The sequence below is a fragment of the Mesorhizobium sp. WSM1497 genome (genome assembly GCF_001672455.2).
In the GTDB taxonomy this organism is placed as follows: Bacteria; Pseudomonadota; Alphaproteobacteria; order Rhizobiales; family Rhizobiaceae; genus Mesorhizobium; species Mesorhizobium ciceri.
The window spans coordinates 3,059,945-3,084,933 of record NZ_CP021070.1 but is presented as its reverse complement, the minus strand read 5'-3'; the positions used below and the strand labels follow the sequence as shown (position 1 = coordinate 3,084,933).

28 protein-coding genes and 1 tRNA gene are annotated in these 24,989 nt (G+C 62.5%); 13 read left to right on the top strand and 16 right to left on the bottom strand.

Annotation, left to right across the window (positions count from 1 at the left end; genetic code table 11):
* Positions 1–169 precede the first annotated feature (169 nt).
* Together A9K65_RS14850 and A9K65_RS14845 are read left to right on the top strand one after the other, a co-directional pair.
* A complete protein-coding gene (locus tag A9K65_RS14850; RefSeq protein WP_013530532.1) occupies positions 170–418 on the top strand; it encodes a hypothetical protein in 249 nt (82 codons plus the stop codon).
* Positions 415–681 (top strand): DUF1488 domain-containing protein, encoded by a 267-nt coding sequence (locus A9K65_RS14845; RefSeq protein ID WP_013530531.1) that lies wholly within the window; start codon positions 415–417, stop codon positions 679–681. Before A9K65_RS14850 ends, A9K65_RS14845 begins: the two co-directional genes overlap by 4 nt.
* Before the next feature lie 31 nt (positions 682–712).
* On the opposite strand, the gene A9K65_RS14840 is transcribed toward A9K65_RS14845, so the two are convergent.
* The 4 genes from A9K65_RS14840 to A9K65_RS14825 all read right to left on the bottom strand — a co-directional run bounded on the left by A9K65_RS14840 (position 713) and on the right by A9K65_RS14825 (position 1,666).
* Positions 713–934 (bottom strand): DUF6500 family protein, encoded by a 222-nt coding sequence (locus A9K65_RS14840; protein ID WP_013530530.1) that lies wholly within the window; start codon positions 932–934, stop codon positions 713–715.
* 53 nt (positions 935–987) lie between these two features.
* On the bottom strand, positions 988–1,179 hold the full coding sequence (locus A9K65_RS14835; protein ID WP_027160878.1) for a hypothetical protein: 192 nt from the start codon (positions 1,177–1,179) through the stop codon (positions 988–990).
* A gap of 5 nt (positions 1,180–1,184) precedes the next feature.
* Positions 1,185–1,388 (bottom strand): hypothetical protein, encoded by a 204-nt coding sequence (locus A9K65_RS14830; RefSeq protein WP_027160879.1) that lies wholly within the window; start codon positions 1,386–1,388, stop codon positions 1,185–1,187.
* 202 nt (positions 1,389–1,590) lie between these two features.
* Positions 1,591–1,666: transfer RNA gene (locus A9K65_RS14825), tRNA-Cys, on the bottom strand.
* A gap of 458 nt (positions 1,667–2,124) precedes the next feature.
* On the opposite strand from A9K65_RS14825, the gene A9K65_RS14820 reads away from it, so the two are divergent.
* The 5 genes from A9K65_RS14820 (at position 2,125) to A9K65_RS14800 (ending at position 8,528) form a co-directional block, all read left to right on the top strand.
* Complete coding sequence (locus A9K65_RS14820) at positions 2,125–3,168, top strand: LacI family DNA-binding transcriptional regulator (RefSeq protein WP_013530527.1); 1,044 nt, start codon at positions 2,125–2,127, stop codon at positions 3,166–3,168.
* A gap of 63 nt (positions 3,169–3,231) precedes the next feature.
* Entirely contained in the window at positions 3,232–4,479 is a 1,248-nt protein-coding gene (locus A9K65_RS14815) for a sugar ABC transporter substrate-binding protein (RefSeq protein ID WP_013530526.1), read from the top strand.
* Positions 4,480–4,753: 274 nt separating this feature from the next.
* A complete protein-coding gene (locus A9K65_RS14810; protein ID WP_064992515.1) occupies positions 4,754–5,677 on the top strand; it encodes a sugar ABC transporter permease in 924 nt (307 codons plus the stop codon).
* Positions 5,677–6,534 carry a carbohydrate ABC transporter permease gene (locus A9K65_RS14805; RefSeq protein ID WP_013530524.1) on the top strand — a complete coding sequence of 286 codons (858 nt, stop codon included), beginning with the start codon at positions 5,677–5,679 and terminating at the stop codon, positions 6,532–6,534. The genes A9K65_RS14810 and A9K65_RS14805 overlap by 1 nt, the downstream gene beginning before the upstream one ends.
* A gap of 14 nt (positions 6,535–6,548) precedes the next feature.
* On the top strand, positions 6,549–8,528 hold the full coding sequence (locus A9K65_RS14800; RefSeq protein ID WP_013530523.1) for a glycoside hydrolase family 127 protein: 1,980 nt from the start codon (positions 6,549–6,551) through the stop codon (positions 8,526–8,528).
* Here the strand turns inward: A9K65_RS14800 and A9K65_RS35980 are convergent.
* The 4 genes from A9K65_RS35980 to A9K65_RS14785 all read right to left on the bottom strand — a co-directional run bounded on the left by A9K65_RS35980 (position 8,515) and on the right by A9K65_RS14785 (position 11,243).
* Positions 8,515–9,162, bottom strand: coding sequence for an acyltransferase (locus A9K65_RS35980; protein ID WP_245322063.1), 648 nt, complete (start codon positions 9,160–9,162; stop codon positions 8,515–8,517). The two genes, A9K65_RS14800 and A9K65_RS35980, sit on opposite strands and share 14 nt — an antisense overlap.
* 94 nt (positions 9,163–9,256) lie before the next feature.
* Positions 9,257–9,664 carry an acyltransferase family protein gene (locus A9K65_RS35975; RefSeq protein ID WP_245322061.1) on the bottom strand — a complete coding sequence of 136 codons (408 nt, stop codon included), beginning with the start codon at positions 9,662–9,664 and terminating at the stop codon, positions 9,257–9,259.
* A gap of 196 nt (positions 9,665–9,860) precedes the next feature.
* Positions 9,861–10,595, bottom strand: a complete 735-nt coding sequence (locus tag A9K65_RS14790) for a gamma-glutamylcyclotransferase (protein ID WP_063172682.1) — start codon at positions 10,593–10,595, stop codon at positions 9,861–9,863.
* A 126-nt stretch (positions 10,596–10,721) separates the two neighbouring features.
* A complete protein-coding gene (locus tag A9K65_RS14785; RefSeq protein WP_013530520.1) occupies positions 10,722–11,243 on the bottom strand; it encodes an Hsp20/alpha crystallin family protein in 522 nt (173 codons plus the stop codon).
* A 476-nt stretch (positions 11,244–11,719) separates the two neighbouring features.
* On the opposite strand from A9K65_RS14785, the gene A9K65_RS14780 reads away from it, so the two are divergent.
* Positions 11,720–12,412, top strand: coding sequence for a DUF2270 domain-containing protein (locus A9K65_RS14780; protein WP_063168672.1), 693 nt, complete (start codon positions 11,720–11,722; stop codon positions 12,410–12,412).
* Positions 12,413–12,509: 97 nt separating this feature from the next.
* Here A9K65_RS14780 and A9K65_RS14775 read toward each other — a convergent pair whose 3' ends face one another.
* A complete protein-coding gene (locus A9K65_RS14775; protein ID WP_013530518.1) occupies positions 12,510–12,653 on the bottom strand; it encodes a hypothetical protein in 144 nt (47 codons plus the stop codon).
* Positions 12,654–13,087: 434 nt separating this feature from the next.
* On the opposite strand from A9K65_RS14775, the gene A9K65_RS14770 reads away from it, so the two are divergent.
* From A9K65_RS14770 to A9K65_RS14760, 3 genes are all read left to right on the top strand, one after another.
* Entirely contained in the window at positions 13,088–13,531 is a 444-nt protein-coding gene (locus tag A9K65_RS14770; RefSeq protein ID WP_013530517.1) for an SRPBCC family protein, read from the top strand.
* Positions 13,532–13,684: 153 nt separating this feature from the next.
* Positions 13,685–14,833, top strand: a complete 1,149-nt coding sequence (locus tag A9K65_RS14765) for an amidohydrolase (protein ID WP_013530516.1) — start codon at positions 13,685–13,687, stop codon at positions 14,831–14,833.
* Positions 14,834–14,876: 43 nt separating this feature from the next.
* Positions 14,877–15,350: a VOC family protein gene (locus tag A9K65_RS14760; protein ID WP_027160885.1), complete on the top strand. Its 474-nt coding sequence runs from the start codon at positions 14,877–14,879 to the stop codon at positions 15,348–15,350.
* Between the two features lie 20 nt (positions 15,351–15,370).
* On the opposite strand, the gene A9K65_RS14755 is transcribed toward A9K65_RS14760, so the two are convergent.
* Positions 15,371–16,372, bottom strand: coding sequence for an NADP-dependent oxidoreductase (locus A9K65_RS14755; RefSeq protein WP_024503923.1), 1,002 nt, complete (start codon positions 16,370–16,372; stop codon positions 15,371–15,373).
* 65 nt (positions 16,373–16,437) lie between these two features.
* On the bottom strand, positions 16,438–17,253 hold the full coding sequence (locus tag A9K65_RS14750; protein ID WP_064992516.1) for an oxidoreductase: 816 nt from the start codon (positions 17,251–17,253) through the stop codon (positions 16,438–16,440).
* Between the two features lie 104 nt (positions 17,254–17,357).
* Between A9K65_RS14750 and A9K65_RS14745 the strand changes: the two genes are divergently transcribed.
* The gene (locus A9K65_RS14745; RefSeq protein ID WP_013530512.1) at positions 17,358–17,927 is read left to right on the top strand and encodes a TetR/AcrR family transcriptional regulator; all 570 of its coding nucleotides are present in this window, start codon (positions 17,358–17,360) and stop codon (positions 17,925–17,927) included.
* 118 nt (positions 17,928–18,045) lie between these two features.
* Here A9K65_RS14745 and A9K65_RS14740 read toward each other — a convergent pair whose 3' ends face one another.
* The 3 genes from A9K65_RS14740 to A9K65_RS14730 all read right to left on the bottom strand — a co-directional run bounded on the left by A9K65_RS14740 (position 18,046) and on the right by A9K65_RS14730 (position 21,006).
* Entirely contained in the window at positions 18,046–18,981 is a 936-nt protein-coding gene (locus A9K65_RS14740) for a sigma-70 family RNA polymerase sigma factor (RefSeq protein ID WP_064992517.1), read from the bottom strand.
* Positions 18,978–19,736: an SDR family oxidoreductase gene (locus tag A9K65_RS14735; protein WP_064992518.1), complete on the bottom strand. Its 759-nt coding sequence runs from the start codon at positions 19,734–19,736 to the stop codon at positions 18,978–18,980. The genes A9K65_RS14740 and A9K65_RS14735 overlap by 4 nt, the downstream gene beginning before the upstream one ends.
* A 208-nt stretch (positions 19,737–19,944) precedes the next feature.
* On the bottom strand, positions 19,945–21,006 hold the full coding sequence (locus A9K65_RS14730) for a hypothetical protein (RefSeq protein WP_064992519.1): 1,062 nt from the start codon (positions 21,004–21,006) through the stop codon (positions 19,945–19,947).
* 74 nt (positions 21,007–21,080) lie between these two features.
* Between A9K65_RS14730 and A9K65_RS14725 the strand changes: the two genes are divergently transcribed.
* Positions 21,081–22,283, top strand: coding sequence for a cytochrome P450 (locus A9K65_RS14725; protein ID WP_064992520.1), 1,203 nt, complete (start codon positions 21,081–21,083; stop codon positions 22,281–22,283).
* 71 nt (positions 22,284–22,354) lie between these two features.
* On the opposite strand, the gene A9K65_RS14720 is transcribed toward A9K65_RS14725, so the two are convergent.
* Entirely contained in the window at positions 22,355–23,938 is a 1,584-nt protein-coding gene (locus A9K65_RS14720) for a GH3 auxin-responsive promoter family protein (RefSeq protein WP_064992521.1), read from the bottom strand.
* A complete protein-coding gene (locus A9K65_RS14715; protein WP_157678501.1) occupies positions 23,928–24,671 on the bottom strand; it encodes a hypothetical protein in 744 nt (247 codons plus the stop codon). The genes A9K65_RS14720 and A9K65_RS14715 overlap by 11 nt, the downstream gene beginning before the upstream one ends.
* Positions 24,672–24,989 lie beyond the last annotated feature (318 nt).

Here is a 24,989-nt window from a genome sequence, read left to right as displayed (position 1 = left end):
AAAAATTATTCGCGTACCAAATTAAATATTCAAAAGTATTATTTCAGCTGGCCGTTTCGTGATATCCGCAGAATGTCAAATAATTCAGAAGATTGAATTTTGCCGATCGAGTGCCTATTTATCGGACAAGTTCACTTTCACGATTTCAGGCGCAAGGGAGATTTCTTCGATGGCCGAAGGCAATCAGACGATCATGGAAAAAGCTGAAGCCCGCTTTGTCGACAAGCAGAAGAAGACAGCGGAGAAAAACAAGGCGACCGCCGAATATATGTCCGAGGCAAGAGCCAGGGAGATCAAGACGGCAAGGCTGAGGGAGCTTCGGCTGGCCAAGGAAGAGGCCGATCGTGTCGCCGAGGCCCTCAATCCGACGCCGAAGAAGAAGCGGGTGACCAAGAAAGTCACGGAGGCCAAGACATGAGCCTCACCTTCCCCAACCGCAGCCGCAGCTATGACGAGGCGGGCCAGCGCATTCGTTTCGTCGGCCATGACGGCATGTTCCAGATCTCGTTCTCCGTCGCCGCCGACGCCATGGCCAAGATGCGGCCGGGAACCGCGGCCGATGAAGCCGGTTATCTCCAGACATTCGACACCGAGAGCAGCGCCATCCGCGAAGTGGCGTCGAAGGCCTACGACCGCACCCACAAGAGCATGTATGTGCTGACGGCGTCCGATTTCGGCTGATCAGTCCATTGCATGTCGCTCAAAACGACGATTAAAGATCCATCTCCTCGACCATCGCGCGTATCTTCGCAGCCTTTTCGAAATGGTCGAGGCGGTGGGTTCTGATCCACCATTCGGCGGCTTCCATCAGGAGTTCGGGGTTGTCGTTTCTGTTGGCGAAAAACGCATAGAACGACACGCCGACGCCGGCCCCCTTCTCGGAGATCTTGCGGTCGCAAATCTCCAGTATCTTCTGCTTCAGGCTGGCTCTCACGGGAATCCCTTGATCTGCGGTGCGGCAGGCTTCCGCCGGCGGGCCGCTACGGATCAGGCCTTGCGCTCGGCCCGTTCGCGGCGTTTGACATCGCGGACATTCATCTGCACGACCATGTCCTCGGCCTCGCGCGGCCCCATCCCGACCATCACCTTTTGCCGGACCACCGCAGGCTGGCCGGTGAAGACATCGATGATGCTCCAGCTCTGGGGAAGCTCCATACGCAGCGTGTAGCGGTTGGCCATGCCGGTCAGCCTTGCATCGTGAAAAACACGGCGCCCAGGATCAGCACCGTCCAGGCGACGACCGACAGTTTCAGCACCATGCCGCCATGCACGGCCAGAAGCTTCCGCAGGTGCGACACACCTGCCGACGAGGCCGGTGCCGCCGCCAGGGCGGCAGGAGCCTTGAGGCCAAGTTTTCCAAAGACGGGCAGCAGCGACGGTTCACGCACGAAAGGCCTCGAATGTCAGGGAAAAGCGAAGCAAGAACGCTCGGCTCCCTTCCATACCACTCTTTTCGCGCGTGCCGGCATGCCAAATGCAAGACAGGACTGCTTTAACGTCCGGTCCGCACCGCCTTCGTAACGCACAAATCTATTCGTGGGGACTGACTGCCCTTGGGGCAGATTGGGACTGCTGTTCGACGCGAAATTTTGGAGGCCTCGCCTCGGAATCGAACCGAGGCTTCAGAGATTTGCCGTCTCCAGCGTAGCCGCTCCGCCACGAGGCCATGGCTGTTGAAGTAGCGGCCAAATATTTACGGAAAGGTTAATCCCGAGGGACTGTTCAGAATTTTCGGCACGATCTTCAGAACGTCCGCCAGCACATATTGCGGCCAGGTTTGCTGCCCGGCAGCGCCAACCCTTTGCCGGACCTCGCATCCCGCGCACGCTGCGATCCTTCACGCCTCAAGCGGCAGCCCGCTGCGTCTCGACCGAGGGACTCCAGCACTGCGACTGGCGCTCTTCCCCGGAGCTAAGTGCTGCCGGCGCTGCTTTAACCCGCGTTTGCATTCGAAGGAAGAGAGCCGAGGCCCAACCAGCTTTTCCCTTGAACGGCGATCCAATCTGGTCTAGTCTCAGCTGAGAAAAGGTTTTCTCAAACAATTTCAGTCGGGCTCGGCCACCTGCCGGGCCTCTTTCAGATCGGTAAGAGAAAACCTTTTTCCAACTAAGGACTCTCGGCGCGATGCCATCGGACGATCTGCCTGTTCCGGTCTTTTCCAAGCCAGTCACCTTGCGTGACGTGGCCGCGCAGGCCGGAGTCAGCGTCGCTACCGCATCCAAGGCGCTCAACAGCCAGGGCCGGATGACAGCCGAGACGCGCGAACGCATTCGCGAGACCGCCCGGCGGCTTGGCTTCCGGCCCAACAGCCTGGCGCAAAGCCTGCTCCGACGCCGCAGCTTCACCGTCGGCCTGCTCACCAACGATACCTATGGCCGCTTCTCGCTGCCGCTGATGTCGGGCATTTCGGACGCGCTGGTCGACAATGGCGTCTCGGTGTTCCTGTGCAATGTCGAGGAGGATCCGCGGCTGGGCCAGATGCATGTCGACGCCATGCTCGACAAGCGCGTTGACGGCATCATCGCCACTGGCAAGCGCATCGATCGCCATCTGCCCGTCGACCTCTCCAATCTGCGCGTCCCGGTGATCTATGCCTTCACGCAGCCTGACCCCGACGCCGTCGCCTTCGTCTCGGACGATGTTGGCGGCGCCCGGCTGGCCGTCGAGCATTTTTGCCGGCTTGGCCGCAAGCGCATCGCCCACGTCACCGGGCCGGCGAGCTTTGCCGTGGTACACGCGCGCGTTCAGGCTTACCGCGACGTGCTCGCCGAAAACGGCCTGACGGTCAGCGAGCCGCTGCTCGGCTCCTGGTCGGAAGCCTGGGGTCACCAGGCGGTTGCGCAACTGTTCGACGGCAAAAGCGAAAGGCCCGACGCGGTCTTCTGCGGCAACGACCAGATCGCGCGCGGCGTCATCGATGCTCTGCGCGAACGCGGCCTCGACGTACCCAGGGATGTCGGCGTCATCGGTTTCGACAATTGGGAGATCGTGGCCGAGGCGACGCGCCCGCCGCTGACCTCTGTCGACATGAACCTGGTCGCGCTCGGGCGTGAGGCCGGGTTGACCCTGCTTTCGCTGGTCGGCGGCAAGCCCGCCGCGCCCGGCATTCGAAAACTGCCGTGCCGGCTGGTGGTGCGGCAGTCATGCGGCCATCCGCCGGGTGGCTGAAAACGAAGCGCCGCGCAATCGGCGCCAAGCCGCGGACCGCGGCCAACCTTGGAGGAGGAGAACATGAGGAACCTGATTGCCAAACTGGCCCTGGCCGCTGCCGTTCTGGGCGGCGGTCTCGGCACTGCCGCCGCCGAGACGGCCAACATATGGGTGCGCGCCGACGGTTCGAATTTCATGCCGAGGATCGTCGATGCCTACAACAAGGCGCACACCAACCAGGTCAAGCTCGATATCATCCCCAATGCCGAGATCATCCCCAAATACGGTGCCGCGGCCGCCGGCGGCACAGCGCCCGACGCGCTGTCGCTCGACCTGATCTACACGCCCTCCTTCGCCGCAGCCGGCCAATTGGAGGACATCACCGACTGGGCAAAGTCCCTGCCCTATTTTGCCAGCCTGTCGCCGGCGCATGTGAAGACCGGCACCTACAAGGACCACATTTACGGCCTGCCCTTCTCCGCCGACGCCTCGGTGCTGATCTGGAACAAGAAGCTGTTCAAGCAGGCCGGCCTCGATCCCGAAAAAGGCCCGGCCAACTGGGCCGAGATCGCGGCCGATGCCGAGAAGGTCAACGCGCTCGGCGGCAACATCAAGGGCTTCTACTTCTCCGGCAATTGCGGCGGCTGCAACATCTTCACCTTCACGCCCCTGATCTGGGCGTCTGGTGGCGACATCCTGAGCGAAGACGGCTCGAAGGCGACGCTGGACAGCCCGCAGCTGCGCGGCGCCATCGATCTCTACCGCTCGATGGTCAAGAAGGATCTGGTACCGGCAGGCGCACAGACCGACACCGGCGCCAATTTCTTTGCCGCCTTCGCCGCCGGCAATATCGGCATCTCGCCGTCCGGCGCCTTTGCCATCGGCGCGCTCAACACCCAGTATCCCGACATCGATTACGGCGTCACCTTCCTGCCGGGCAAGGACAGCGGCTGGTCGTCCTTTGCGGGCGGCGACAATTTCGTCGTCACCAAGGGCACCACGAAACTGCCCGTGGTGAAGGAGTTCCTCGACTTCGCCTATTCCCTCGAGGGCCAGACCATCCTTGCCAAATACGGAAGCCTGCCGGTGCGCGGCGACATCGCCAAGGACGCGTTGAAGGATCTCGATCCGCGCTACCAGATCGCCGCCGAAGCCATGGCCAAGGGCAAGACGCCCTATTCGGTGGTGTTCAACGACCTGATCAACTCCGCCAACGGCCCGTGGACGCAGATGATCAACGAGGTCTTCTTCGGCGACGATGTCGATGGCGCGATAGCCAATGCGCAGGAAACGATGCAGTCGATCATCGACCAGGCGCCGCAGAAGTAGCGGACGCCTGCCGGCCGCCCGCCTGTCTCCCTGGGCGGGTGGCCGGATACCGCATCGCCAACGGCAGGGCTATCGCGTTGAGAAAAGACCCCCTTATCCGGCCGCTTCGCGGCCACCTTCTCCCCGCCGGGGAGAAGAGGCTGGCACCATCCCCGGCAACCTCCTCTCCCCTCGGGGAGAGGTCGGATTGCCCCGAATTGCTCTCTTCAATTGGTTTGGCAATCCGGGTGAGGGGGTTCTTTGCCAATGTCCCAATAGCATCGAGCGCGCAGCCATGACCGTCATCACCGCAGCAACCCCTGCCCCGCCCCGCGCCCGCAAGGTCGCCAGCCGCCACCAATGGATCGGCCTGCTCTATGTCGCGCCGGCTGTCGCGCTGGTCGTCGTCTTTTTCCTGATCCCGCTCGGCATGACGGCGTGGATGTCGCTGCACAACTGGCCCCTGATGGGCGAGCACAGCTTTATCGGCCTCGGCAACTATGTCGCCATCCTGCGCGACACCCGGTTCTGGAACGCGCTGCGCTTCACCGCCTACTACACCGTGATCGTCACCATCGCGATCTTCGTGGTGGCGTTTCCGCTGGCGCTGTTCGTCGAGCGGCCGCGGCCGCTGACCAATCTTTACCGGACGATGTTCTTCATGCCGGCGGTTGTCGGCTTTGCCTCGGCCAGCCTGCTCTGGTCATGGCTGTTGAACGTCGATTCCGGCCTGTTCAGCCCGGCCGCCTACGACCTTGGCCTGATCGACAGGAAGTTCAACCTTTTGGCCACCTTCCAGCCGGCCTTCTGGTCGATCATCGCCATGGTCGTCTGGAAGGTCGCCGGCTTCACCATGATCATTCTGATGGCCGGCCTGCAATCGATGCCGCAGGATCTGCAGGAGGCGGCCGTCATCGACGGCGCCGGTCCGTTCGCCAGGTTCAGGGCGATCACTTTGCCGCTGATGCGCCGCACGCTGGCGCTGGCCCTGATCCTGTCGGTCGCCGGCTCGATCCTCGCCTTCGACCAGTTCTACATCATCCTGCGCGGCGGCCCACGCAACCAGACGCTGACGGCGGTCTACTGGATCTTCAACCAGTCCTTCGTGTCGTTCAAGCTCGGCTACGGCGCGGCTTTGTCGATGGTGCTGCTGGTGATCCTGGTGGCGCTCAGCCTCGTCCAGCTGTGGCTGCTGCGCAAGCCGGAGGGGCTCGACTGATGGCGCAGGCCGCTTCCCGCAACCGCCGGCTCTTGAGCCGCATCGGCGAGCATTCGACCGGCATCGTCGCCTCGGTGCTGTTTGCCGCGCCGATCGTGTGGGCGGTGCTGTCGGCGTTCAAGCCGGCGGCCGAAGCGCGCCTGCCGCCGCTGCCGCCCTGGCCGACATCAGGCTTCTCGCTGGAGAACTACGCCACGCTCAACAGCTTCGGCGACGGGCTGTGGGTCTCGGCGCAAAACAGCATCTACGTCTCGGTGATGACCGTCGTGCTGTCGGTCGCCGTCAGCGTGCTGGCCGGCTACGGCTTTTCGCGGTTCCGGTTTCCGTTCAAGGACCTGTTCTTCATCCTCATCCTGTCGACGATCATGATCCCGTTCCAGTCGATCCTGACGCCGATCTTCCTGGTGCTGACCAAGCTTGGCCTGCACAACACGCTGACCGGCCTGGTCGGCGTTTATGTGACGCTGCAACTGCCGTTCTCGATCTTCATGATGCGCAACGCCTTCGACGCGGTGCCGCGCGAGATCGAGGAAGCCGCCCGCATGGACGGTGCCGGCAATCTCACCATGCTTTGGAAGGTGATGCTGCCGCTGGTCTGGCCGGGCGTCGTCACCATCGCCCTGTTTGCCTTCCTCGGCGCCTGGAACGAATTCCTCGCCGCCCTCGTGCTGATGACCGATCAATCCAAATTCACGCTGCCCGTGATGATGACCGCACTGCAGTCGGGCCGCTTCGGCGCCATCGACTGGGGCGCGGTGCAGGCGGGCGTCACCGTGATGATGGTGCCGTGCCTCATCCTGTTCCTGGCGCTGCAGCGCTTCTACATCCGCGGCCTGATGGCCGGGGCCGTCAAATAGAATGGAGTAAATTCATGACCGCATCGCCATCCGCAAAAACCGGGAAACCGAAGCTCGCCTTCCGCCCGCTGCCGGTGCCGCAGGTCGACGTGCACGGCTTCTGGGGCGATCGCGCCGACGCTGTCGCCGCCCGCACCGCCGATATCCTTTACGAGCGCTGCGTGGAGGCCCGCATGCTGGAGCAGATCGATCCGGACCGTCCCTCGCCCGGCATAGTCATCCCCTTCCACTCGCCCTCTCCCGACGAAGCCGACCGCCAGGGCGCGGAATTCACCGGATCGACGGTGACCACGCAGATGTTCTGGGATTCCGATCTCGGCAAGACGATCGAGACCGCGGCCTATTCGCTTTACCGGCGCAAGAATCCCGAACTGGAGAAGAAGATCGACGCCGTCATCGACATGTATGGCAGGCTGCAGCAGGAGGACGGCTATCTCTCCAGCTGGTACCAACGCATCCAGCCCGGCAAGCGCTGGACCAATCTGCGCGACTGCCACGAGCTCTATTGCGCCGGCCATCTGATCGAGGGCGCGGTCGCCTACTACCAGGCGACGGGAAAACGCAAGCTGCTCGATATCATGTGCCGCTATGCCGACCACATCGCGTCGGTACTCGGCCCGGAGCCCGGCAAGAAGAAGGGCTATTGCGGCCACGAGGAGATCGAGCTGGCGCTGGTCAAGCTGGCCCGGGTGACCGGCGAGCGGAAATATATGGAGTTGGCCAGATACTTCATCGACCAGCGCGGTCAGCAGCCGCATTATTTCGACGAGGAGGCCCGCGCCCGCGGCGCCGACCCGAAGGCCTATCATTTCAAGACCTATGAATACAGCCAGTCGCATATCCCGGTGCGAGAACAGAACAAGGTCGTCGGCCATGCTGTCAGGGCGATGTACCTCTATTCCGGCATGGCCGATATCGCGACTGAATATGGCGATGATACGCTGCGAGCAGCACTCGACCTTCTGTGGGACGATCTCACCACCAAGAGTCTCTACATCACTGGCGGACTGGGGCCGTCGGCGCACAATGAGGGCTTCACCAGCGACTACGACCTGCCCAACGAAAGCGCCTATGCCGAGACCTGTGCGGCGGTCGGCTTGGTGTTCTGGGCCAGCCGCATGCTCGGCATGGGGCCGAACGCGCGCTACGCCGACATGATGGAACGCGCCCTCTACAACGGTTCGATCTCGGGCCTGTCGCTCGACGGCTCGCTGTTTTTCTACGAGAATCCATTGGAAAGCCGGGGCAAGCACAACAGGTGGAAGTGGCACCGCTGCCCGTGCTGCCCGCCCAATATCGGACGCATGGTCGCCTCGATCGGCAGCTATTTCTACAGTCTGGCCGACGATGCGCTGGCCGTCCACCTCTATGGCGACTCGACCGCGCGCTTCGATATATCGGGCGTCCCGGTGAGCCTGACGCAGGTCAGCAGCTATCCCTGGGACGGCGCCGTCGACATCATGCTCGAACCGCGGGCGCCGGTCGAATTCACTTTGCACCTGCGCATTCCCGCCTGGAGCGCCAGTGCCGGGTTGAAGATAAACGGCGAAGCCATCAGGCTGGCGGATATCACCAGCGACGGCTACGCCGCGATCAAGCGGACATGGAAAAAGGGCGACAATGTCCGGCTCGATCTCGAAATGCCGATCGAGCGGCTTTATGCCAACCCGCAGGTGCGCCAGGATGCTGGCCGCGTCGCGCTGTCACGCGGCCCGCTGATCTATTGCGTCGAGGCATCAGACAATGACAGCCAGCCGCATCGCCTGACGCTGCCGCGGACGGCCACCATCGAAGCGCAGCACCGGCCGGAACTTCTCGGCGGCGTGGTGACGCTGTCGACCGCGGCACTTGCCGATGTCTCCGACGGCTGGCAGGACGGGCTCTACAGGCCCGAGCCGCCGGCCACCGCCGAGACGCGCCTGACCGCCATTCCCTATTTCGCCTGGGACAACCGCGAGCCCGGCGAGATGCTGGTATGGCTCAGGGACGGCTGAACGAGGTCGGTGTATCGGCGATGACCGATCCAAGTTCAGCCGCGGTCGATGCCGCGGTTTCGGACTTTTGGTCCATATAGCGCAGACGCAGGCGCAGGAATGGCGCCTCGACGCAGGTATAGCTGAGATAGCCGATCGGGATCGTCGCCACGAAGCACAATGCGGACCAGAGGCATGCGACGTAGAAATTGCTGATGCTCATGACATTCGTGTCTATGAACGCTGCCAATTGCATGACGAAGAACAGGTGCAGAAGATAGATCGAATAGCTGTAGGCCCCAGCCTTCTCCAGTACCCTGAATGGCGGGCTTGTTCGCTTTCTCGAAAAGCTCGTGTCGTAGTAGGCGATGCCGAATGAATAGGCTGCCGCCTCCAGGGTCGGCAGGATGATCCATATCCAATGAGGCGACGGATAGCGGCCCAGTTGGTAAAATCCGCCGGCTGCATCGAACCACCAGAAGAACCCCGAAAAAGCCATGAGAACGGCCAGCGCCAGCCAGTGTTGGTTCTTCGCGTGGGCACGCAGGTGAAAGGCAAGAATGCCGGCCAGGAACTGATCCGCATGGCCTATGATGGTTGCGGACGCCGCCGACTGCACTTCGCCGATCTGCACATACAGGACGGACCTCAGCACAATGGCTGCCGCGATGAACAGCAAGGCGCGAACACAAACCGCCTGGATACCATCAGCAAGAACGGCAGCAACAGGTAGAAGTGCGCTTCGATCGTTATCGACCAGCCGCCATTCGGGAGGGTGGGAAAAAGAAACCCAATCCGACGCCCGTGAAATACCCGTCGAGGGACTGGCCGGCCACGTACCTGCGGCAGGCCTCGATGCATAGCATGGCCAGGAGAAGCGGAAGCAGCCTGAGGGCCCTGTTGGCAAAGAAGGGCAGATAGTTGATCTGCTTTCCACCGAGCAGCTTGGCGAACAGGTAGCCGGAAAGCGCCATAAACAGGGAAACGCCAGTATGCCCTTCATCCAGAACGCTGAAGATAGGAAGAGCCGGCACGAAGTCATAAGGCACGGGGCCTTCAGGAGAAGCATGAAGGAAATGCCAGGTAAAGACAAGAAAGGCCGCCAGGCCACGAACATGATCCAGCGCTGGGTAGTGCTCTCCGGTCGAGGATTTCATGATTGGCCCACGCGCACCGTGTCCTGCGCCGGTGTTCAGGTCATCGTTGGCCCAGAACTGTTTTCAATTCATTAAACCTTCACTGCGGAGACTTTCGAAATCAGAGATTTGCTTCGCAAGGTGCTGTGGCCTGCAAGCATCCGGAGCCAAACACGACTGAAGCGTGCCGCGTCTGAGCGGATCACTTCTGGGCGGATCACTTCTGGGCGACGGTCAGCCCGATCTCTTCCGCCACCAATTCCTGCAGCCGCCACAGATTGCGGTCGCGGATGCCGCAGGCTTCGAGGTGGCGGATCGTCTCGAATAGATATTGCGCGCCCGAGCCCCAATGACCGACGGCTGTCACCAGCGTCGCCGCGATCGCCTGCTTGTCGAGCTTGCCGGCATAACGCGGATTGGCGGGATCGACGACGAAGCCAAGCGCGCGACATGGGCCGCCTTCGGTCCTGACCTGCAGCCAGCGCGGCACGTTGACGGCGGGCAGGATGGTCATTTCGCGGCGCAGCAGCGCTTCGAGGTTGGCCGCCACCGGTTCCGCGATCTCGAACACCACGCCCTGGCACTGGCCGCCGCGATCGAGCGCCATCATCAAGCCGGGCTGCTCGACCGTGCCGCGAAAACGCTGCACCGTGAAGCAGAACGAACGATGCCAGCCGCTGGCCACCGCGCGTTCTCCGCCCCTCACCTCGCCGGCGGGCTTCCACAGCAGCGAGCCATAGGCAAATAGTTTCAGCGGCCCGGCCGGAGCGCCGGCCAGCACCTCGTCGCGGATGCGCGCATAGTCGGCATCGGTCATGTGAACCATGCCCGGCGTCGGCCCGGCATCCTCGACAGCACGCATAGTGCGCGCGACCAACGCCTCGGTCAGCGCCATCGGCGTGTTGCGCGGCACGGACTTGCGCGGCGATATGGCAGAAATCGGCTGGTTCATTTCATACCCTCTACCGTCGCCGTCATGTTGCCGAAGGCAGAGGGATTCTCAAGGGTCCATGTGACCGGCGCAAAATTCAACGGCCGATGCCGGGCGGGTGACCCTCCCGCCCGGCATCCAATCATTCTAGTGCTTGGTGCTCTTGCCGCCGATGGGGATGCGCCTCATCTTGTTCTGTGCCTTCTCGGATTTCGGCAAGGTGACGAACAGCACGCCGTTGCGGAAATCGGCAGCGACCTTGTCTTCTTCGACTTCGAAGCCGATCGGAATGCGACGTTCGAAGCGGCCGTAGAATCGCTCGGAGAACTGACGTTCCTTGTCGTCGGTTTCGGCGTGTTTTTCACCGCGCAACGTCAGGACGCCGTCATCGAGCAACACCTCGATGTCCTTTTCCTCCATGCCGGGTATCTCGGCGGTCACGCGGATTTCCTTGTCCGTTTCCGAGATTTCCACGCTAGGCCAGCCACCGCCCGCCGAAGAGAGCCTGCCCAAGGATGGAAGACGTGAACCGAAACCGCGGAACATGTCGTCAACAAGGCGGTTCATCTCGCGATGCAGGCTCATGAATGGGTCCTGATCGCGGTCGCCTGAGAGGGTCTGAACCTGGTTCGGATCGCGACCCCATGGCATCAGATCACGAATGGTCATTGCATTTGCTCCTTTCTTGATCCTGTCTATCGTTCGTTTGCATGCTCTGGTTGCCATGCTCGGACGATGCGCGTCTGCGCCATTGGCGCTCCGGTCCAGTTGGAAACGCCTGGATCAGTGGCGGGGGCTCGCGCACCTGAGCCTGCCCGAGGGCCACCGCCCCTGACCCGCGCGGCGCCCGTGAAGCCGGCGCCTCGTCGGCACTGGTGCGGAGGATTTTGGACTCCGTCGCGGGTGGGTCAAGACCTCGTAATGTAATGTGATTGGTGCATGCAGGTGCCTGCGTCACCGGTGCTGTCCACATCAGTCGTGCCCTTCGATCGGCACTTCGCGAAACAGTGGTCAACCGCCAGCTTGATGTCTGCTGGACCGGAGCCGCCTCGGCCTCAACGCGCGGCTGGTCGGCTGGATCGGCGGTCTCGAGGACAGGGAACAATGCCGCTGGCCGGCCGTTCTGTTCCTTGCCGGAGGATGCCATGAACGACGCGTCGGCAAAGCCCGCTGGCCCCGTCCTTTCATCGGCGGAGCGCGTCAACACGCTGTCGCATTTTCACCGCGCCGAGATCGCTCGCATGGCGGGATGGCGCGACCGGCTGGACAGGACAACCAACTGGGCAATCACGGTGGTGGCGGCGCTGCTTTCGGTATCGCTGTCGACGGCCAGTGCGCATCACGGCGTGCTGCTTTTCGCCATGCTGCTGATCTTGCTGCTGCTATGGATCGAGGCGCGCCGCTATCGGTTCTTCGATTTCTATAGGGCGCGCGTACGCCAGTTCGAGCGCCACTATTTCGCGCAGATCTTTTCCCCACAGCCCGACTTTGCCTCGGACTGGCTGCTCATCGTCGGGGAAGGCCTACGCGCGCCGAAGTTCCTGCTGTCGCAGCGCGTCGCGCTAGCCCGTCGGCTGCGGCGAAATTACATCTACCTGTTCCTGATCCTCTTGCTGGCCTGGGTGCTCAAGATATCCACGCCCAGCCTTCAAACCGTGGGCGTCAGGACCGGCTTTGCCGGTTCGCTTCGCGAAGCCGTAGACAGCGCCGCCCTTGGCCCCGTTCCCGGTGTGGCGATCGTGGTTGTCGTGGCCGCATTCTATGTCGGGTTGCTTGCCATCGTCTTTTTCACGGCCGATAACGACGGCGAACTGTCCTTTGGCGACGTGCATGTTTGACGTTGATGCCCGGCAACACGCCGCTGCAACGCAAACGGCGGCCCGCGCGCTGAGATGGTCGGTCCGCCGAGACGTTTGAGGGAACGGAACTTCGCGCCTAGATGCCGAAGAACTGCTTGCCAACCATGTAACCCAGTGCCGCCACGACCAGCGGAAACAGCGCCGGCGCGGCTTTGCCTAGAAGGGAGACCTGCGGGTCCTTCGCCGGCGTATGACGTGCATTGCCGAGATTCTTGGTCATTGCTTGCCTCAGGTTCGAAAGACTCATTAGCAAATGCTGATTAACAGCATGGCCGCATTAACGGCTTGATAGGAAATCAACTCTGATCAGATGCAAATTCTAATGATCGGCACATGGACGGCAAAGACGCGCTGCCCTATTTGGCGGCGTTCGAAGCATTGACGGGGACGCGCGGCCGTTCGCGGCAATCGACAAAAACACGCCCGAACAACAAGATGGCTCAGGAACTCGATTTAGCAGGTGAGCGCCAGCTCCGAAGCCGGTGCAGTTCATCCGCCGCCTCGCCGAGCTTCGTGTTGATAGCTCGGGGTCGAACGCATGTCCGCGGCGTAGGCAGGCCGCCTCCCGTCAAAAAATTCGCAAACCAATGTCGGACTGGCTAGGCTTCGTCCGTCCTTGGGGTATCGAACAGGCATTCATGAAAGGATCCAGCAATGCCCGGCACCGTACGTTTGCACCGCGTTCTGACGACCAGCCCGGAAAAGGTCTATCGCGCCTTCGTTGAAGCGGACGCACTGGCCAAGTGGCTTCCGCCAAATGGCTTCACCTGCACGGTCCATAATTTCGAGGCAAAGGTCGGAGGCACGTTCAAGATGTCGTTCCGCAATTTCACCACCGGCGACAGCCACGCCTTCGGCGGCGAATACCTTGAACTCGTTCCGGGCGAGCGCCTCCTCTACACCGACAGGTTCGACGATCCCAACCTGCCCGGCGAGATCCGGGTGACCGTGGTCTTGAAAAAAGTGTCGGTCGGCACTGAAATCGACATTACCCAGGCCGGCATTCCGGACGTCATTCCGGTCGAGGCCTGCTATCTCGGCTGGCAGGAATCGCTCAGAAATCTGGCAAAGCTCGTCGAGCCCGAGATCAATCAATAGGCTGCGGATGGCCGGGAGAACGGCCGTTTCTGGCCTGCCGAAGCCTGAAACTTGGACTGTGGCGGGAACTGCCCTTTGTCGCTAGCAATTCATCATTGCGGCACCCCTGTGCCTGGACGTGTCGATGAAGAATGCAGCGGAGGTTGAAAAAGCATGACTCTGACCAACCGAGACATCGTCGAGTTGACGGCGTGGCGGCGCCAGCTGCACCAGTATCCGGAAATCTCGAATGAAGAGGAGAAGACGGCAAAGGAGGTCGTCGCCTTCCTCGCCGATACGGGGCCGGACAAGGTGCTGACACAGCTCGGCGGGCACGGCGTCGCGGTCACATATGACAGCGGCAAAGCAGGGCCGACGGTGCTGTTCCGTTCGGAACTCGATGCCTTGCCTATCGAAGAACTTTCAGGCGTGCCGCATGCGTCGCGCGTGCCGGGCAAGTCGCATATGTGCGGCCATGACGGACACACCGCCATCCTGGCATCCCTCGGCCGGCAGTTGGGGCGCGAGCGGCCTGCAAGTGGCCGCGTCGTGCTGATGTTCCAGCCGGCGGAGGAAACCGGCAATGGCGCAGCCGGCGTCGTTGCCGATCCCCGCTTCGGCGAGATCGCGCCGGATTTCGCTTTCTCGCTGCACAACCTGCCTGGCGTGCCGTTCGGCGAGGTGCGGCTCAAGCCCGGCGTGGTCAACTGTGCGTCACGCGGCATGCGCATCGTGCTGGAGGGCAAGACCGCCCATTCATCCATGCCGGAGACCGGCACCTCGCCGATGCTGGCGATCAGTGAGCTGATGCCGGCGCTGCCGGCGCTCGGGCGCGGAACCTTCGCCGACGACGACTTCTCCATGCTGACCGTCACCCATGCCGCGATGGGCGAAGCCGTGTTCGGCATCGCGCCTGCTCATGCGCAGGTGTGGGCAACGCTGCGCACCCGGCGTGACGAGCGCATGGCGAACCTTTGTGCTGCTGCCGAAGCACTGGTCGCCAGGATCGCGGGCGAGCATCGCCTTACCGCCCGCTGGGACTATCACGAGATCTTCGTCGCCAGCGTCAACGCGCCGGACGCGGTGGAGCATCTGCGGCGCGCGCTCGATGAAGAGGGCGTATCGCACGGCGAAGAGGCCCTGCCGATGCGCGCCTCGGAAGATTTCGGCCTGTTCGGCCATAGTGCCAAGTCGGCGATGTTCTTCCTCGGTGCGGGCGAGCGGCACCCCGCCTTGCACAATCCCGACTATGACTTTCCCGACGACCTGATCCCGATCGGGTCGAGGATCTTCATGCGCACGGCACGCAATCTCCTGGGTTGACCTCCGCCAACTCCAACGCCGAAAGGAACATGCAATGCCAAAGATACCGAAGAACACGATTTGCCTTTGGTTCGACAAGGACGCCGAGGCTGCGGCGCGCTTCTACGCAGAGACCTTTCCCGACACCAGCGTGGGCGCCGTTCACCGTGCGCCGAGCGATTTTCCGTCCGGCAAGAAAGGCGACGTGTTGACGGTCGAATTTACCGTCGCCGGCATTCCCTGCATCGGATTGAACGGCGGCTCCACATTCAAGCAGAACGAGGCCTTCTCGTTCCAGATCGCCACCGACGATCAGCAGGAAACCGACCGCTACTGGAATGCCATCGTCGGCAATGGCGGCCAGGAGAGCGTGTGCGGCTGGTGCAAGGACAAATGGGGCGTGTCTTGGCAAATCACGCCGCGCACGCTGACCGAGGCCATGGCGGCCGGCGGCGAGGAAGCCAAACGCGCCTTTGATGCGATGATGGAGATGACAAAGATCGACGTCGCGGCGATCGACGCAGCCCGGCGCGGCTGACCTCGATCGGGGCTGAGTTGCTATCTGACCTTGATGACGACCTTGCCCTTGGCGCGTCCTGTTTCGACATAGGCCAGCGCCTCATTGGTCGCCTCGAAGGGAAATATCCGGTCGACGACCGGGCGGATCGCGCCGGATTCGATGAGCGATGCGATCTTGCTCAGCTGCTCGCCCTGCGCCCACATGAAAAGGAACGAGAACGTCACGCCACGGCGCTTGGCTTTCGCTCGAATACCGCGGCTCAGCAGGCGAAGCACCAGCCTCAGCACCACGTTCAGTCCCTTTTCCCTGGCAAATTCCGGATCCGGTGGGCCGGAGATGGAGATGAGCTTGCCACCCGGTTTCAGCACATTCAGTGATTTTTCAAGTGTCTTGGCGTCCTGGCTGTTCAAGACGACGTCGTAGCCCGAAAGGACTTTCTCGAAATCGTCTTTCCTGTAGTCGACGACGATATCGGCGCCGAGCCCCTTGACCAGACCGGCACTCGCCGCGCTGGCGGTGGTCGCAATGGTCGCGCCGAGATGCTTTGCCAGTTGGATGGCGAATGTCCCCACGCCGCCGGAACCAGCTTGAATGAAGACCTTCTGTCCCTTCTTCAGCTTGGCCCTTTCGACGAGCGCCTGCCAGGCGGTCAGGCCGACCAGCGGGATCGAGGCCGCCTCCTCCATGCTGAGGTTCCCGGGTTTCAGGGCCACGTCGGCTTCATCCATGGCTATGAACTCGGCGAACGTCCCGATCCGGCCATCGCGCGGCCGCGCATAGACGTCGTCGCCCAGTTTGAATTTGCGGACTTTCGATCCCACGCGCACAACCCTCCCGGCCACGTCGTGACCCAGGATGAAGGGCCGACGATAGGGCAGGATCAGCTTGAACTCTCCGGTTTTGACCTTGGAATCGAGCAGGTTCACCGCCGCGGCGTGGACCTCGACCAGGACATCGCTGTCCCCGAGTTTCGGCTCCGGCATTTCGGCTAGCCGCAGAGTGCCGTTCTTGCTGTACTTGTCGACGACGAATGCCTTCATGGCAGTGACTTTCTGAGAGTGATTTTGGTGTGTCGCATGTGCGTGAAATCCTCTGCTCGCTGCGTTCAAACGGGCAGGCGGAATTGTTTCCGCAGGCTCTTGTCGAATATCCCCGCGGGAGCAAAGCGACGCAGCAGGCTGACCTGGCGCGCAGCCTTGCCGGCGGTGTAGCGCCGTTGCGGACGGGCATCGGTCGCTGCCTTGACGACCACTTGCGCCACCATTTCCGGCCGGTCGGCGACAGGCATCACGTCGCGAAGCAGCGCTTCCAGCGTAGCGCGGGCCTGATCGTATTCCTGCAACGGCGAATCCGGCTGGATCCCGTTCTGGTCGAAGACAGTACGAACGAATGCCGGCTCGATGACCGAAACGCGGATGTTGAAGGCGCGAACCTCGTGGTCGAGCGATTCCGAATAGCCCTCGAGCGCGTGCTTGACCGCCGAATAATGCGCTGAATACGGCGCCGGCACCAGTCCCAGCACAGAGCCGATATTGATGATGCGCCCCTCGCCACGCTGCCGCATCGACGGCAGCACCGCATTGGTCATGCGGATGACGCCGAACAGATTGACGTCGAACAGGGCCTGCACCTGGGCAATCGAGAATTCCTCGGCGCCTCCAAGCTGGCCGACGCCGGCATTGTTGACCAAGAGGTCGATCCGGCCGGTCTGCGAGAGCACCGTCGAAACGAGTGCGGCAACGGCCTCACTGTCGGTCACGTCGCAGATCAGCATGGTCACCCCGTCCGGATCGTTGCCGGCCTTGCGCCGGCTGGTTCCGAAGACGGTGAACCCGGCCCGCGCAAGGGCTTCGGCACTGGCGCGGCCGATGCCCGAAGAGGCCCCGGTCACAACGGCGGTTTTTCCGGCATTCGTTTTCATTTCGTGCTCCAAACTCATGGGGGGCTAGCTTTTTTTCATCCGTTAAATTACAGTCGTAATATCAGATTATGACCATAATGCAATAGCAGAAAGGAATAGCAGCCATGCGCTACGAAAAGGGCAGGAAGGACGCGTCGCGCGGCCGGATCCTGGAGGTCGCCGCGGAACGCTTTCGGAAAAACGGCATAGCGGCGTCCGGACTGGCAACCATCATGGGCGACGCCGGGCTGACGAACGGGGCTTTCTATCCCCACTTTCAATCAAAGGCGGCGCTTGTCCGTGAAACGGTCGCTGCAGCTCTCGAGGATCAGTCCGACGAGATACGGCAAGCATTGGCCTCCGGCGGCTTGGCAATGGCCATAGACACATATCTGTCGGCGGCGCATCGGGATAACCCCGGGAAGGGCTGCGCCTCTGCCGCCTTGCTGGCGGAAATCGCCCGTGAGCCACCCGAAACGCGTCAGCTTTATACCGAGCGTTTGCTGACCCAGGTGCACCAGGTGTCGGTAGAGCTGCCGCCGCAAACTCCTGATCCGGAGGGCGTTGCGTTCGCTATCTTTGCGACCCTCATTGGCACGCTTCAGCTGGCCCGTGCCGTGGAGGGAACGGAATTGTCGGATCGTATCCTTGCGGCAGGGAAAGCTGCGGCGCGCGCGCTGATCGAGCAGAGTTAAGGGCGTACCACGCGTGGGCACGTCAAAGTCATTCTCATGCGGTATGACGCCCAGCCCCGCATCGGCCCCTTGGCAGGAACAGCACCGCCCGTATGATGGTCAGATGCGCGCCCGCTCTTCAGTGCCCGGTGCCGCGACCGAAGGACCTGGCGTCCTTGGCCAGCACCAGCTCGGCATCGTCGGTAACATAGCTGACATAGCGATAGTCGCGGATGAAGCTGATCTGACCTTCTCGCCACTCCAGCCACATGAAATGACGCGGTTTCTGGTCGGCATGGCTTTCGAACACAGCGATCACCTCGCGGCCGTCGAGCCAGGCCGGCGTCAGCCACACGCGGTCGCTTTTGGCGTAGATCGTGAAGAACACGCCGACATCCGCCGCACCCGAGCGCGGCGCATGCAGGGACTGATGAAGCCTGACGTCGTCGGCAAGCAGGGCGCGCAAGCCGTCCCAATCGCGCTGGTTGAACAGGGTCGCATAACGGACCACGGCGGCCGACGCGATACGCGCATCGGGAGCCGAGCTGGCCTGCGCACTGACTTCCCTAAGCCGGGCGCGGCCGCGCGCCAAGTGCCCTTTCACCGCATCGACCGTGATGCCGAGCAAAGCAGCGATCTCGGCCAGCGGCTCGTCGAGCACATCTCTGAGGATGACGACGCTGCGCTGGAGCAGCGGAAGCTCCGCGAAGCGCGACACTGCGGTCTGTATAGCTTGCCTGCGCATCAGCGTCTCCACCGGGTCGGCTTTGGTGTCGTCGGCAATTTCAAGCGCCGCCTCGATAGGCTCCGCCGCGCGGATCGCGCGGCTGCGCAGCAGGTCAAGCGCACGGTTGTGGGCGACGCGGAACAGCCAGGGCCTGAGCTGCGGCACCTCGCCCAGCTCATTCAGCGCAACGAAGGCCCGCGCAAACGTGTCCTGCACGACATCCTCGCCGTCGATGACCGAGCCCATCAGGCGCGCGCAATAGCGGTGCAGCTCTGGCCGCATGGCGGCGGCAAGGGCAAGCAGCCCTTCCCGTCGGTCGCGGTCCACGGCAGGATCTCGTTCGCTCAAGCCGCAGCCCCCTCCATCACGGTTACGCCCGCGTCGCCATTGAGGCCGAAGACGATGCCCTCGGCATATTGCGGGTCTTCCAGCACGGAAACCACCCTGTCGCCGAAGGTTCGGGGCGGCATCGGCGCACCGAAGCGGGTGACGAATTGTTCGGGCGTGATGCCCATGGATCCGGAATAGGCGCCGGCCGCCGCATCGCCTGTTCCGGTGCCGAGGATCATCTGCCGCGGCACGATCGCCTGAAAGCGGATGCCGAGCTTCTTCTCCTGCGAAACGCCGTTGGCGTACTTCGCCATGAACCACAGCATGCGCTTGGCGCCGCCATAGCCCCCCGACATCTGCGACCCGGTGACGGCGGCACCGCTCGATCCCACCAGAACACGGCTGCCCGGCTTGAGCGGCAGGTTGAGCGCCGCCTGCAGCCAGTATAGCCCGGCCTTGACGTCGGTTTCCCAGGCGATTGAAAAATCTTCCCAGCTCAGTTGGTCCAACCGGCCCATCCGGGGCGTGGCACCAGCATTCAGGACCACGACGTCAGGACGAACCTCGCTAAGAATGCGATAGGCCGCGCCCTCCTCCGCAACGTCGGCGCGGATAGTGGCGACCCCAAGCCGCGCACCGACCGCATCCAGCGCCTCGACGCCACGGGCAACGACGGTCACGCTGGCGCCCTGTTCGACCAGCGCCTCGACCAATCCGAGGCCAAGCCCACAGCTGCCACCGGTGACCACGATTTTTTTATTCCTGAGGCTCATCGACCCTGCTCCTTAGCTTCACTGTAGCTAAGACGTTTGAGGGTCGGAAAAAGAGCCAAGGTCCGGCGAGGCGCGCTGTCGCGGCGACGATCCGCGACATGCCGGCAATGTTGGCGATAGGGCGGAAGAAGCATGATGCCGCGCCGCGTGGGCAGTGGAGCGATTAGGGGCTGCATTGCATTAAATGTGAAGCCCAATTGCGCTCATGTCACCCCCAGCCAAACAGCCGCGCCAGCCGCTTCTTGAGCGGTCGCAGGGACAGGCGCCGACGCCGGGAGAATCCCGCAATCCTCTGCCGCACCGCATGCATGGCATCGGCGTGGATGGCATCGACGCTCATGGTACCGTTGCCGAGTAAAAGGTCGGGGCCCGAGACCGGGCGCATGATGCCACGCAGAGCCCGCTCGTGCATCTCGGCGTAGCGGCTGTAATCCACCGCCGCGTCCCAGCCAGGCGGCCGCGTCAGAACGGACGGGTTATTATTGATTTCGAAGGTCTGGACCTGGCCGTCGACGATGCCGTAATCGATGCGCCCATAGTCGATGCCGGCCAGTGCGAAGACATGCCCGATCTGATCGGCATGCGGATTGTCGTCCACGTAGGCGCGGCTTTCGGCCCTGTCGGCCTCGGTGAAGCGGGTGCTCGGAAACTTGATGTACCAGTTCTCATTGATGAAGCAGTGCTGCGGATAGACGGTTGGACCGACCTTGTAAGCCGAGTATTTGCGGAACCGCCCATCGGCCGAGGGAGCCGCGCCATATTCGACGATCATCAGGTCCGGGTCTTGACGGACATGGCCCGGCAGACGGGCAATCGCTGCTTCCAGCGCATCCGTGCCGTCGATCAGCCCGGTCAGCGGCGGCTCATGCTGGCTTTCCCAGCGCACGAAAACCGGAAACCGGCGTACCGACTTGCGCTCACCCAGCCGATGCACATCGAAATGGTTGAGGCCCGCGGCCTCCAGGCGTTTCAGCAAGTCAAAGCGGCGTGGCACGATTGCCGGATCGTTGAGCAGCAACAGGCCTGGATTGAGCGAGGCGATGCGCTCATGGAGGGCGACCGCCGCCTGCAATTGAGCCGGCGCCAGCCTTTCAAAATCCGTAAAGATGAAGGTGCCGGGAGCGAGGGGGCCGAGCCTCGCGGCCAGCTCGTAGGGAATGATCCGGACAAGATCACCAAGCCCATGCTGGTAATAGCCAAGCAGTACGCCCATCGTGTAAGCGTGTTGGCGCGTGCAGAAATAATAGATCGGCCCCTGATTGTTGGTCATGGCCGGGTGTCGATATCCGGGCGTGCACGACACACGACTGTCTTAGCTGACAAGATTGGACTTTCCGCAAGGCAATGCATACCGAATCCCCCTCCAATGCTCTGTTCAAATCCGGCCGGCATCCCTGGCAAGGGATTCGCGCCGGTGCTTTCGCAGGTGCCGCGGACACCTATGCTATCCACGATGAAATGCGACGGCGCGCTCCGGTCTGGCAGGCGCCGTGGGGCGATGTCTATCTCACCGGCTACGATCTCGTTTCGGGCAGCCTCGCCACTCGCAAGCTTTCGCACGTGCCGCCGGCCGATGTAATGGCGGATTCGGATTCCGCGATCCGCGACTGGCTGATCTATCAGGAGGGCAGCGCTCACGCCGCCCTGCGCCAGGCCCTGCAGCAGCCCTTTGTCGGCAAGGGCATGCCGGCTTTGCGTCTCATTGTAGCTGAAACGATCGAAGACCTCATGGGCGATTCCGGCTTGTCCGGGACGACCGAAGTCGTGGCCGCCTTCACGCGCGCCGTGCCCGAACGTGTCATCTGCCGCCTGCTTGGCGTACCGGACCAGGACATGCCGATGGTCCGGGCATGGTCGGGTTCGATCCGCGCCCTTCTCGATACTGGTTTCGATGATGCCTTCGGCGGCGCCAACTCCGCCGACGAGATGTCCTGCTACTTCGTCGAGCATCTGCGCCATCTGCTTGCCGCTGGGCGAATGCCGCCGCTGCTGACCGGGCTGGCCGGCCTCGTCGATGCGTTGGGGCTGACGGCTGCCGGTCGCAACATCGCCTTCCTGGCCTTCGCCGGCCACGAGACCACGGTGCACCTCATCGGCAACATGCTGTTCCATCTTGCTCACCAGCCCGCCCAGTGGGCGGCCCTGCGGGCCGACCGCCGGCTTGCTGCCAGTGCCGTTGCCGAAACTCTGCGGCTGGAAAGCCCGGTGCAGAAGATCTGCCGCTGGCCGCTCGAGCCTGTAATCATCGGCGGCCAGGAAATCGAAAAGAACCGGCTGATGGTGCTGCTTGTCGGCGCTGCCAACCGCGACCCGGCCCAGTTTGCCGACGCATCGCGTTTCGACCTCGGCCGGGCCGGCAGGCAGAACCTGGCCTTCGGCCGGGGCGCGCATGTCTGCATCGGCAGGGCGCTGGCCGAAATGGAAGGTGTCGCGGTGCTGGAAGCCGCACTCACCCAATGGAGAACCATCGAGCCTGTTGCTGCACGTTGGATGGACAATTCCTCGATCCGCGGCCTGGATGCGCTGGCGTTGCGGCTGACAGCCTGACCGGATGGTCGCTTGTCCGGTTTTCATGCCTTTGCGCGACCCATTTCCGCGACACGGGATGCCGTATCATCCTAAGCGTCCTCCTTGTCCGCCCCGAGCGCCGCGAGAAGCGCTGCGTCCGATCGAGTGAGCAGAACCGGCGCCTTCATTCCGGCAATGCTCGTGCCGCCCTTCATGCGGTGGCGCTTCAGCCGGCCATAGAGGTCGTCCACGCCGGTCGTCCGCAGCGGCCCCAACTGGCCGATGCGGCGGGCATACTCATATTGCGGGTTGGCCTTGAGCGCATGGTCGAGGCCACCGCCAAGCACCTCAACGGCCGGCCCCGGACCGGTCTCGACGAAAAGCCGGTAGTGCGGGTGCGGCGTCGCGACCGCCACCAGCAGCGAATAGGTATGATGATCGAGACCGGCCTCGGCCAGCGACCGCACGACAAAGGCTTCCGTGAGCTTTTCGCCACAGAGATCGGACACCATGCCGATACGCCCGCTGAAACGCAGGCGCGGCGTGTCGCCGGTGAACCCGGTGACTTCGACCATGTCTTGCGTATCGTAGCGATAGAGGCCGGAGCCGGTGGTCACGATAAGCCGGTAGGTCAGGCCTGCCTCCAACTGCCACGCGAAATAGTTGGCACCGCTGTCATCGACAAATTCAAAAAACCCGCTTTGCGATGCCAGGATGCACCCGGACCCGTCGCCATAGGGAAATGAAACGGCAGCTTCGGTAGACATCAGCCCTTTGGACTGGATGAAGACATGCCGAAATTGCGCCTGCAATGCGGCGGCAAAGCCACTGCTGGAAGCGTCTGTCCAGCAGCTGATCGTGTCGAGGCGAGGCCAGATCGCCGACAGCTGCGAACTTCCAAGCGCGCCCTCCAGCGCAGCAATGCGGCGGCGCACCACGTCCGCCGGCCGCACGGCGCCCAGCCTGTCCGCGAGCTCCGGCAACAGGCTCTCGGCATCGCGCTGCATCGCGCGCAGGATTTCGGTGAGATAGGTCGGGCTCCAGACCCAGATCAGGCTCAGATCCTCGGCCGCCAGCAGGTGCAGGCAGGTCTGCCTTTGCCACTCGGCGAAATCGCTGAGCAGCCTCAAATCCATCGGCACCGCCGAAACTTGGATCAGGCTATCGCGCAAGGCGCCGAAATAAGCAAAAGGAACGGGACTGCCCAACCTGCGCGCACCGACGCGCTCGCTTGCGCCGCGGCCTACCGGGCTTAGCGCGAAATAGCTGTGCCCTTGCGCAACGCCCGGCCGGCGCCGTATCAGTTCCGACATCCAGGGATAGAGACAATCGGTGTAGGCCTGCAGGCCCGTGTCGGTATAAGGGATGTATTTCGCGCCACCGGAACTGCCGCCGGTTTGCTCGATAAACCGGACCGGCTCGGCAGTCAGCACATTCTCCTCCCCAGCGACGACACGATTGATGTATGGCGACAAGGCTTCGTAGTCACAGATCGGCACGAGATCGCGAAAGGACTCGGCCGAAGCGATGTTGGCGAAGTTGTGGTCACCACCAAACACAGTCGCAGGATTGGCTTCTACGAGCCGCCGCAAGAGGGAGCGCTGCGTGGCCTCGAGCTGATCGAGCCGCGCCCGAAAACCGGCGTCCCCGGCCGCGGTCGCGCCGGCAATCCGTGCCCAGGCTTCAGCGCCCATCTTGCAGCCCTTCGGCAAAACTCGCGGCGGCATAGCGCTTCAGATTGCCGAGTTCGAATTCCGCGAGGCAGGCAAGTTCGACGCCTCGGAAGTAGAAGGGATTGGCCCGGAGAAAGAAGGCGGCAAAACGGTTGCGGAATGCTGTTTCCTCGACGTCCGCCCACTGTTCCCGCAAGTGGCCTTGCGACAGGCCGAAGTCTATCAGTCCGGTCGACGGCTCGAATTGACGCCCGTATCGGGCAGTTGCGATGGCATCGCGGATCGTCTGCAGGCGGGCCGAAACCGGACCATCGACGGCCGGAACGAAGTCGCAGAAAAAATTGGGGAGAATGCGGAACGTCCTATGCCCTCCGATGATGGAGAACCAGAACAACCGGCTCGCCACCGCGGCCTTGGCGGCGCCGGCCGCGCGAAAGAAACCGCGCAGCAACACGGGGTCGCCCCAACGCGCGGAATGGAGAACAGTATCGCCGGAGAAGAGATAGTGAACAGTCTCCCCGCCGACGGTCTGTGGTCTGACAAGGTAAGTCGAAAAGCCGATTATCTCCCGGTCGCACCGGATGATCACGACAGCATCCTTTTCAGCGAGATCACGTTCGAAGACATTGCGATCGACTGCCTCGTAGTAGGTCTCATACAAGGCAAACATCCGGTCGCGCTCGGCAGGCGTCAATTCCCGCACCGGCGTCGTTGTCGAGCCAATGGAACCGATTTCATCCGCAGTACTTCGCACGCAATCTTGTCGCCCATGTCAGACCCCAACAATCGAATATCAGTCATGGGCTCAGTAGTTCAACCCGCACCAACCCGAATCTTTACGAGCGTTTGTCTCGGCATTCGGGGTGATGGTCCACCCGACCCTGTCGGTCAAAGCGGCCGCATTGGCCGCCATGGCATAGTGCATTGGACGGCGCACGGCGATCACACTGCCGGTCGCCCGCGAAATTGTTCGACCGCTACTCTCGGCTTTGGTCAGCTATCTTCATCGGAAGTCCAAAGCTGCCTGTCCGCTTTCGGCCTAAAATGCCCGATATTGGACGCAGCAAGGTTA

Bases quoted from the DNA above. Each gene is read 5' to 3' on its own strand.
- A9K65_RS14850 (WP_013530532.1), top strand. From the start codon at position 170: ATGGCCGAAGGCAATCAGACGATCATGGAAAAAGCTGAAGCCCGCTTT.
- A9K65_RS14725 (WP_064992520.1), top strand. From the start codon at position 21,081: ATGCATACCGAATCCCCCTCCAATGCTCTGTTCAAATCCGGCCGGCAT.
- A9K65_RS14730 (WP_064992519.1), bottom strand. From the start codon at position 21,006: ATGACCAACAATCAGGGGCCGATCTATTATTTCTGCACGCGCCAACAC.
- A9K65_RS14815 (WP_013530526.1), top strand. From the start codon at position 3,232: ATGAGGAACCTGATTGCCAAACTGGCCCTGGCCGCTGCCGTTCTGGGC.
- A9K65_RS14735 (WP_064992518.1), bottom strand. From the start codon at position 19,736: ATGAGCCTCAGGAATAAAAAAATCGTGGTCACCGGTGGCAGCTGTGGG.
- A9K65_RS14835 (WP_027160878.1), bottom strand. From the start codon at position 1,179: ATGGCCAACCGCTACACGCTGCGTATGGAGCTTCCCCAGAGCTGGAGC.
- A9K65_RS14780 (WP_063168672.1), top strand. From the start codon at position 11,720: ATGAACGACGCGTCGGCAAAGCCCGCTGGCCCCGTCCTTTCATCGGCG.
- A9K65_RS14720 (WP_064992521.1), bottom strand. From the start codon at position 23,938: ATGGGCGCTGAAGCCTGGGCACGGATTGCCGGCGCGACCGCGGCCGGG.
- A9K65_RS14755 (WP_024503923.1), bottom strand. From the start codon at position 16,372: ATGAAGGCATTCGTCGTCGACAAGTACAGCAAGAACGGCACTCTGCGG.
- A9K65_RS14810 (WP_064992515.1), top strand. From the start codon at position 4,754: ATGACCGTCATCACCGCAGCAACCCCTGCCCCGCCCCGCGCCCGCAAG.
- A9K65_RS14845 (WP_013530531.1), top strand. From the start codon at position 415: ATGAGCCTCACCTTCCCCAACCGCAGCCGCAGCTATGACGAGGCGGGC.
- A9K65_RS14805 (WP_013530524.1), top strand. From the start codon at position 5,677: ATGGCGCAGGCCGCTTCCCGCAACCGCCGGCTCTTGAGCCGCATCGGC.
- A9K65_RS14765 (WP_013530516.1), top strand. From the start codon at position 13,685: ATGACTCTGACCAACCGAGACATCGTCGAGTTGACGGCGTGGCGGCGC.
- A9K65_RS35975 (WP_245322061.1), bottom strand. From the start codon at position 9,664: ATGAAATCCTCGACCGGAGAGCACTACCCAGCGCTGGATCATGTTCGT.
- A9K65_RS14775 (WP_013530518.1), bottom strand. From the start codon at position 12,653: ATGACCAAGAATCTCGGCAATGCACGTCATACGCCGGCGAAGGACCCG.
- A9K65_RS14750 (WP_064992516.1), bottom strand. From the start codon at position 17,253: ATGAAAACGAATGCCGGAAAAACCGCCGTTGTGACCGGGGCCTCTTCG.
- A9K65_RS14820 (WP_013530527.1), top strand. From the start codon at position 2,125: ATGCCATCGGACGATCTGCCTGTTCCGGTCTTTTCCAAGCCAGTCACC.
- A9K65_RS14745 (WP_013530512.1), top strand. From the start codon at position 17,358: ATGCGCTACGAAAAGGGCAGGAAGGACGCGTCGCGCGGCCGGATCCTG.
- A9K65_RS14790 (WP_063172682.1), bottom strand. From the start codon at position 10,595: ATGAACCAGCCGATTTCTGCCATATCGCCGCGCAAGTCCGTGCCGCGC.
- A9K65_RS14770 (WP_013530517.1), top strand. From the start codon at position 13,088: ATGCCCGGCACCGTACGTTTGCACCGCGTTCTGACGACCAGCCCGGAA.
- A9K65_RS14785 (WP_013530520.1), bottom strand. From the start codon at position 11,243: ATGACCATTCGTGATCTGATGCCATGGGGTCGCGATCCGAACCAGGTT.
- A9K65_RS14800 (WP_013530523.1), top strand. From the start codon at position 6,549: ATGACCGCATCGCCATCCGCAAAAACCGGGAAACCGAAGCTCGCCTTC.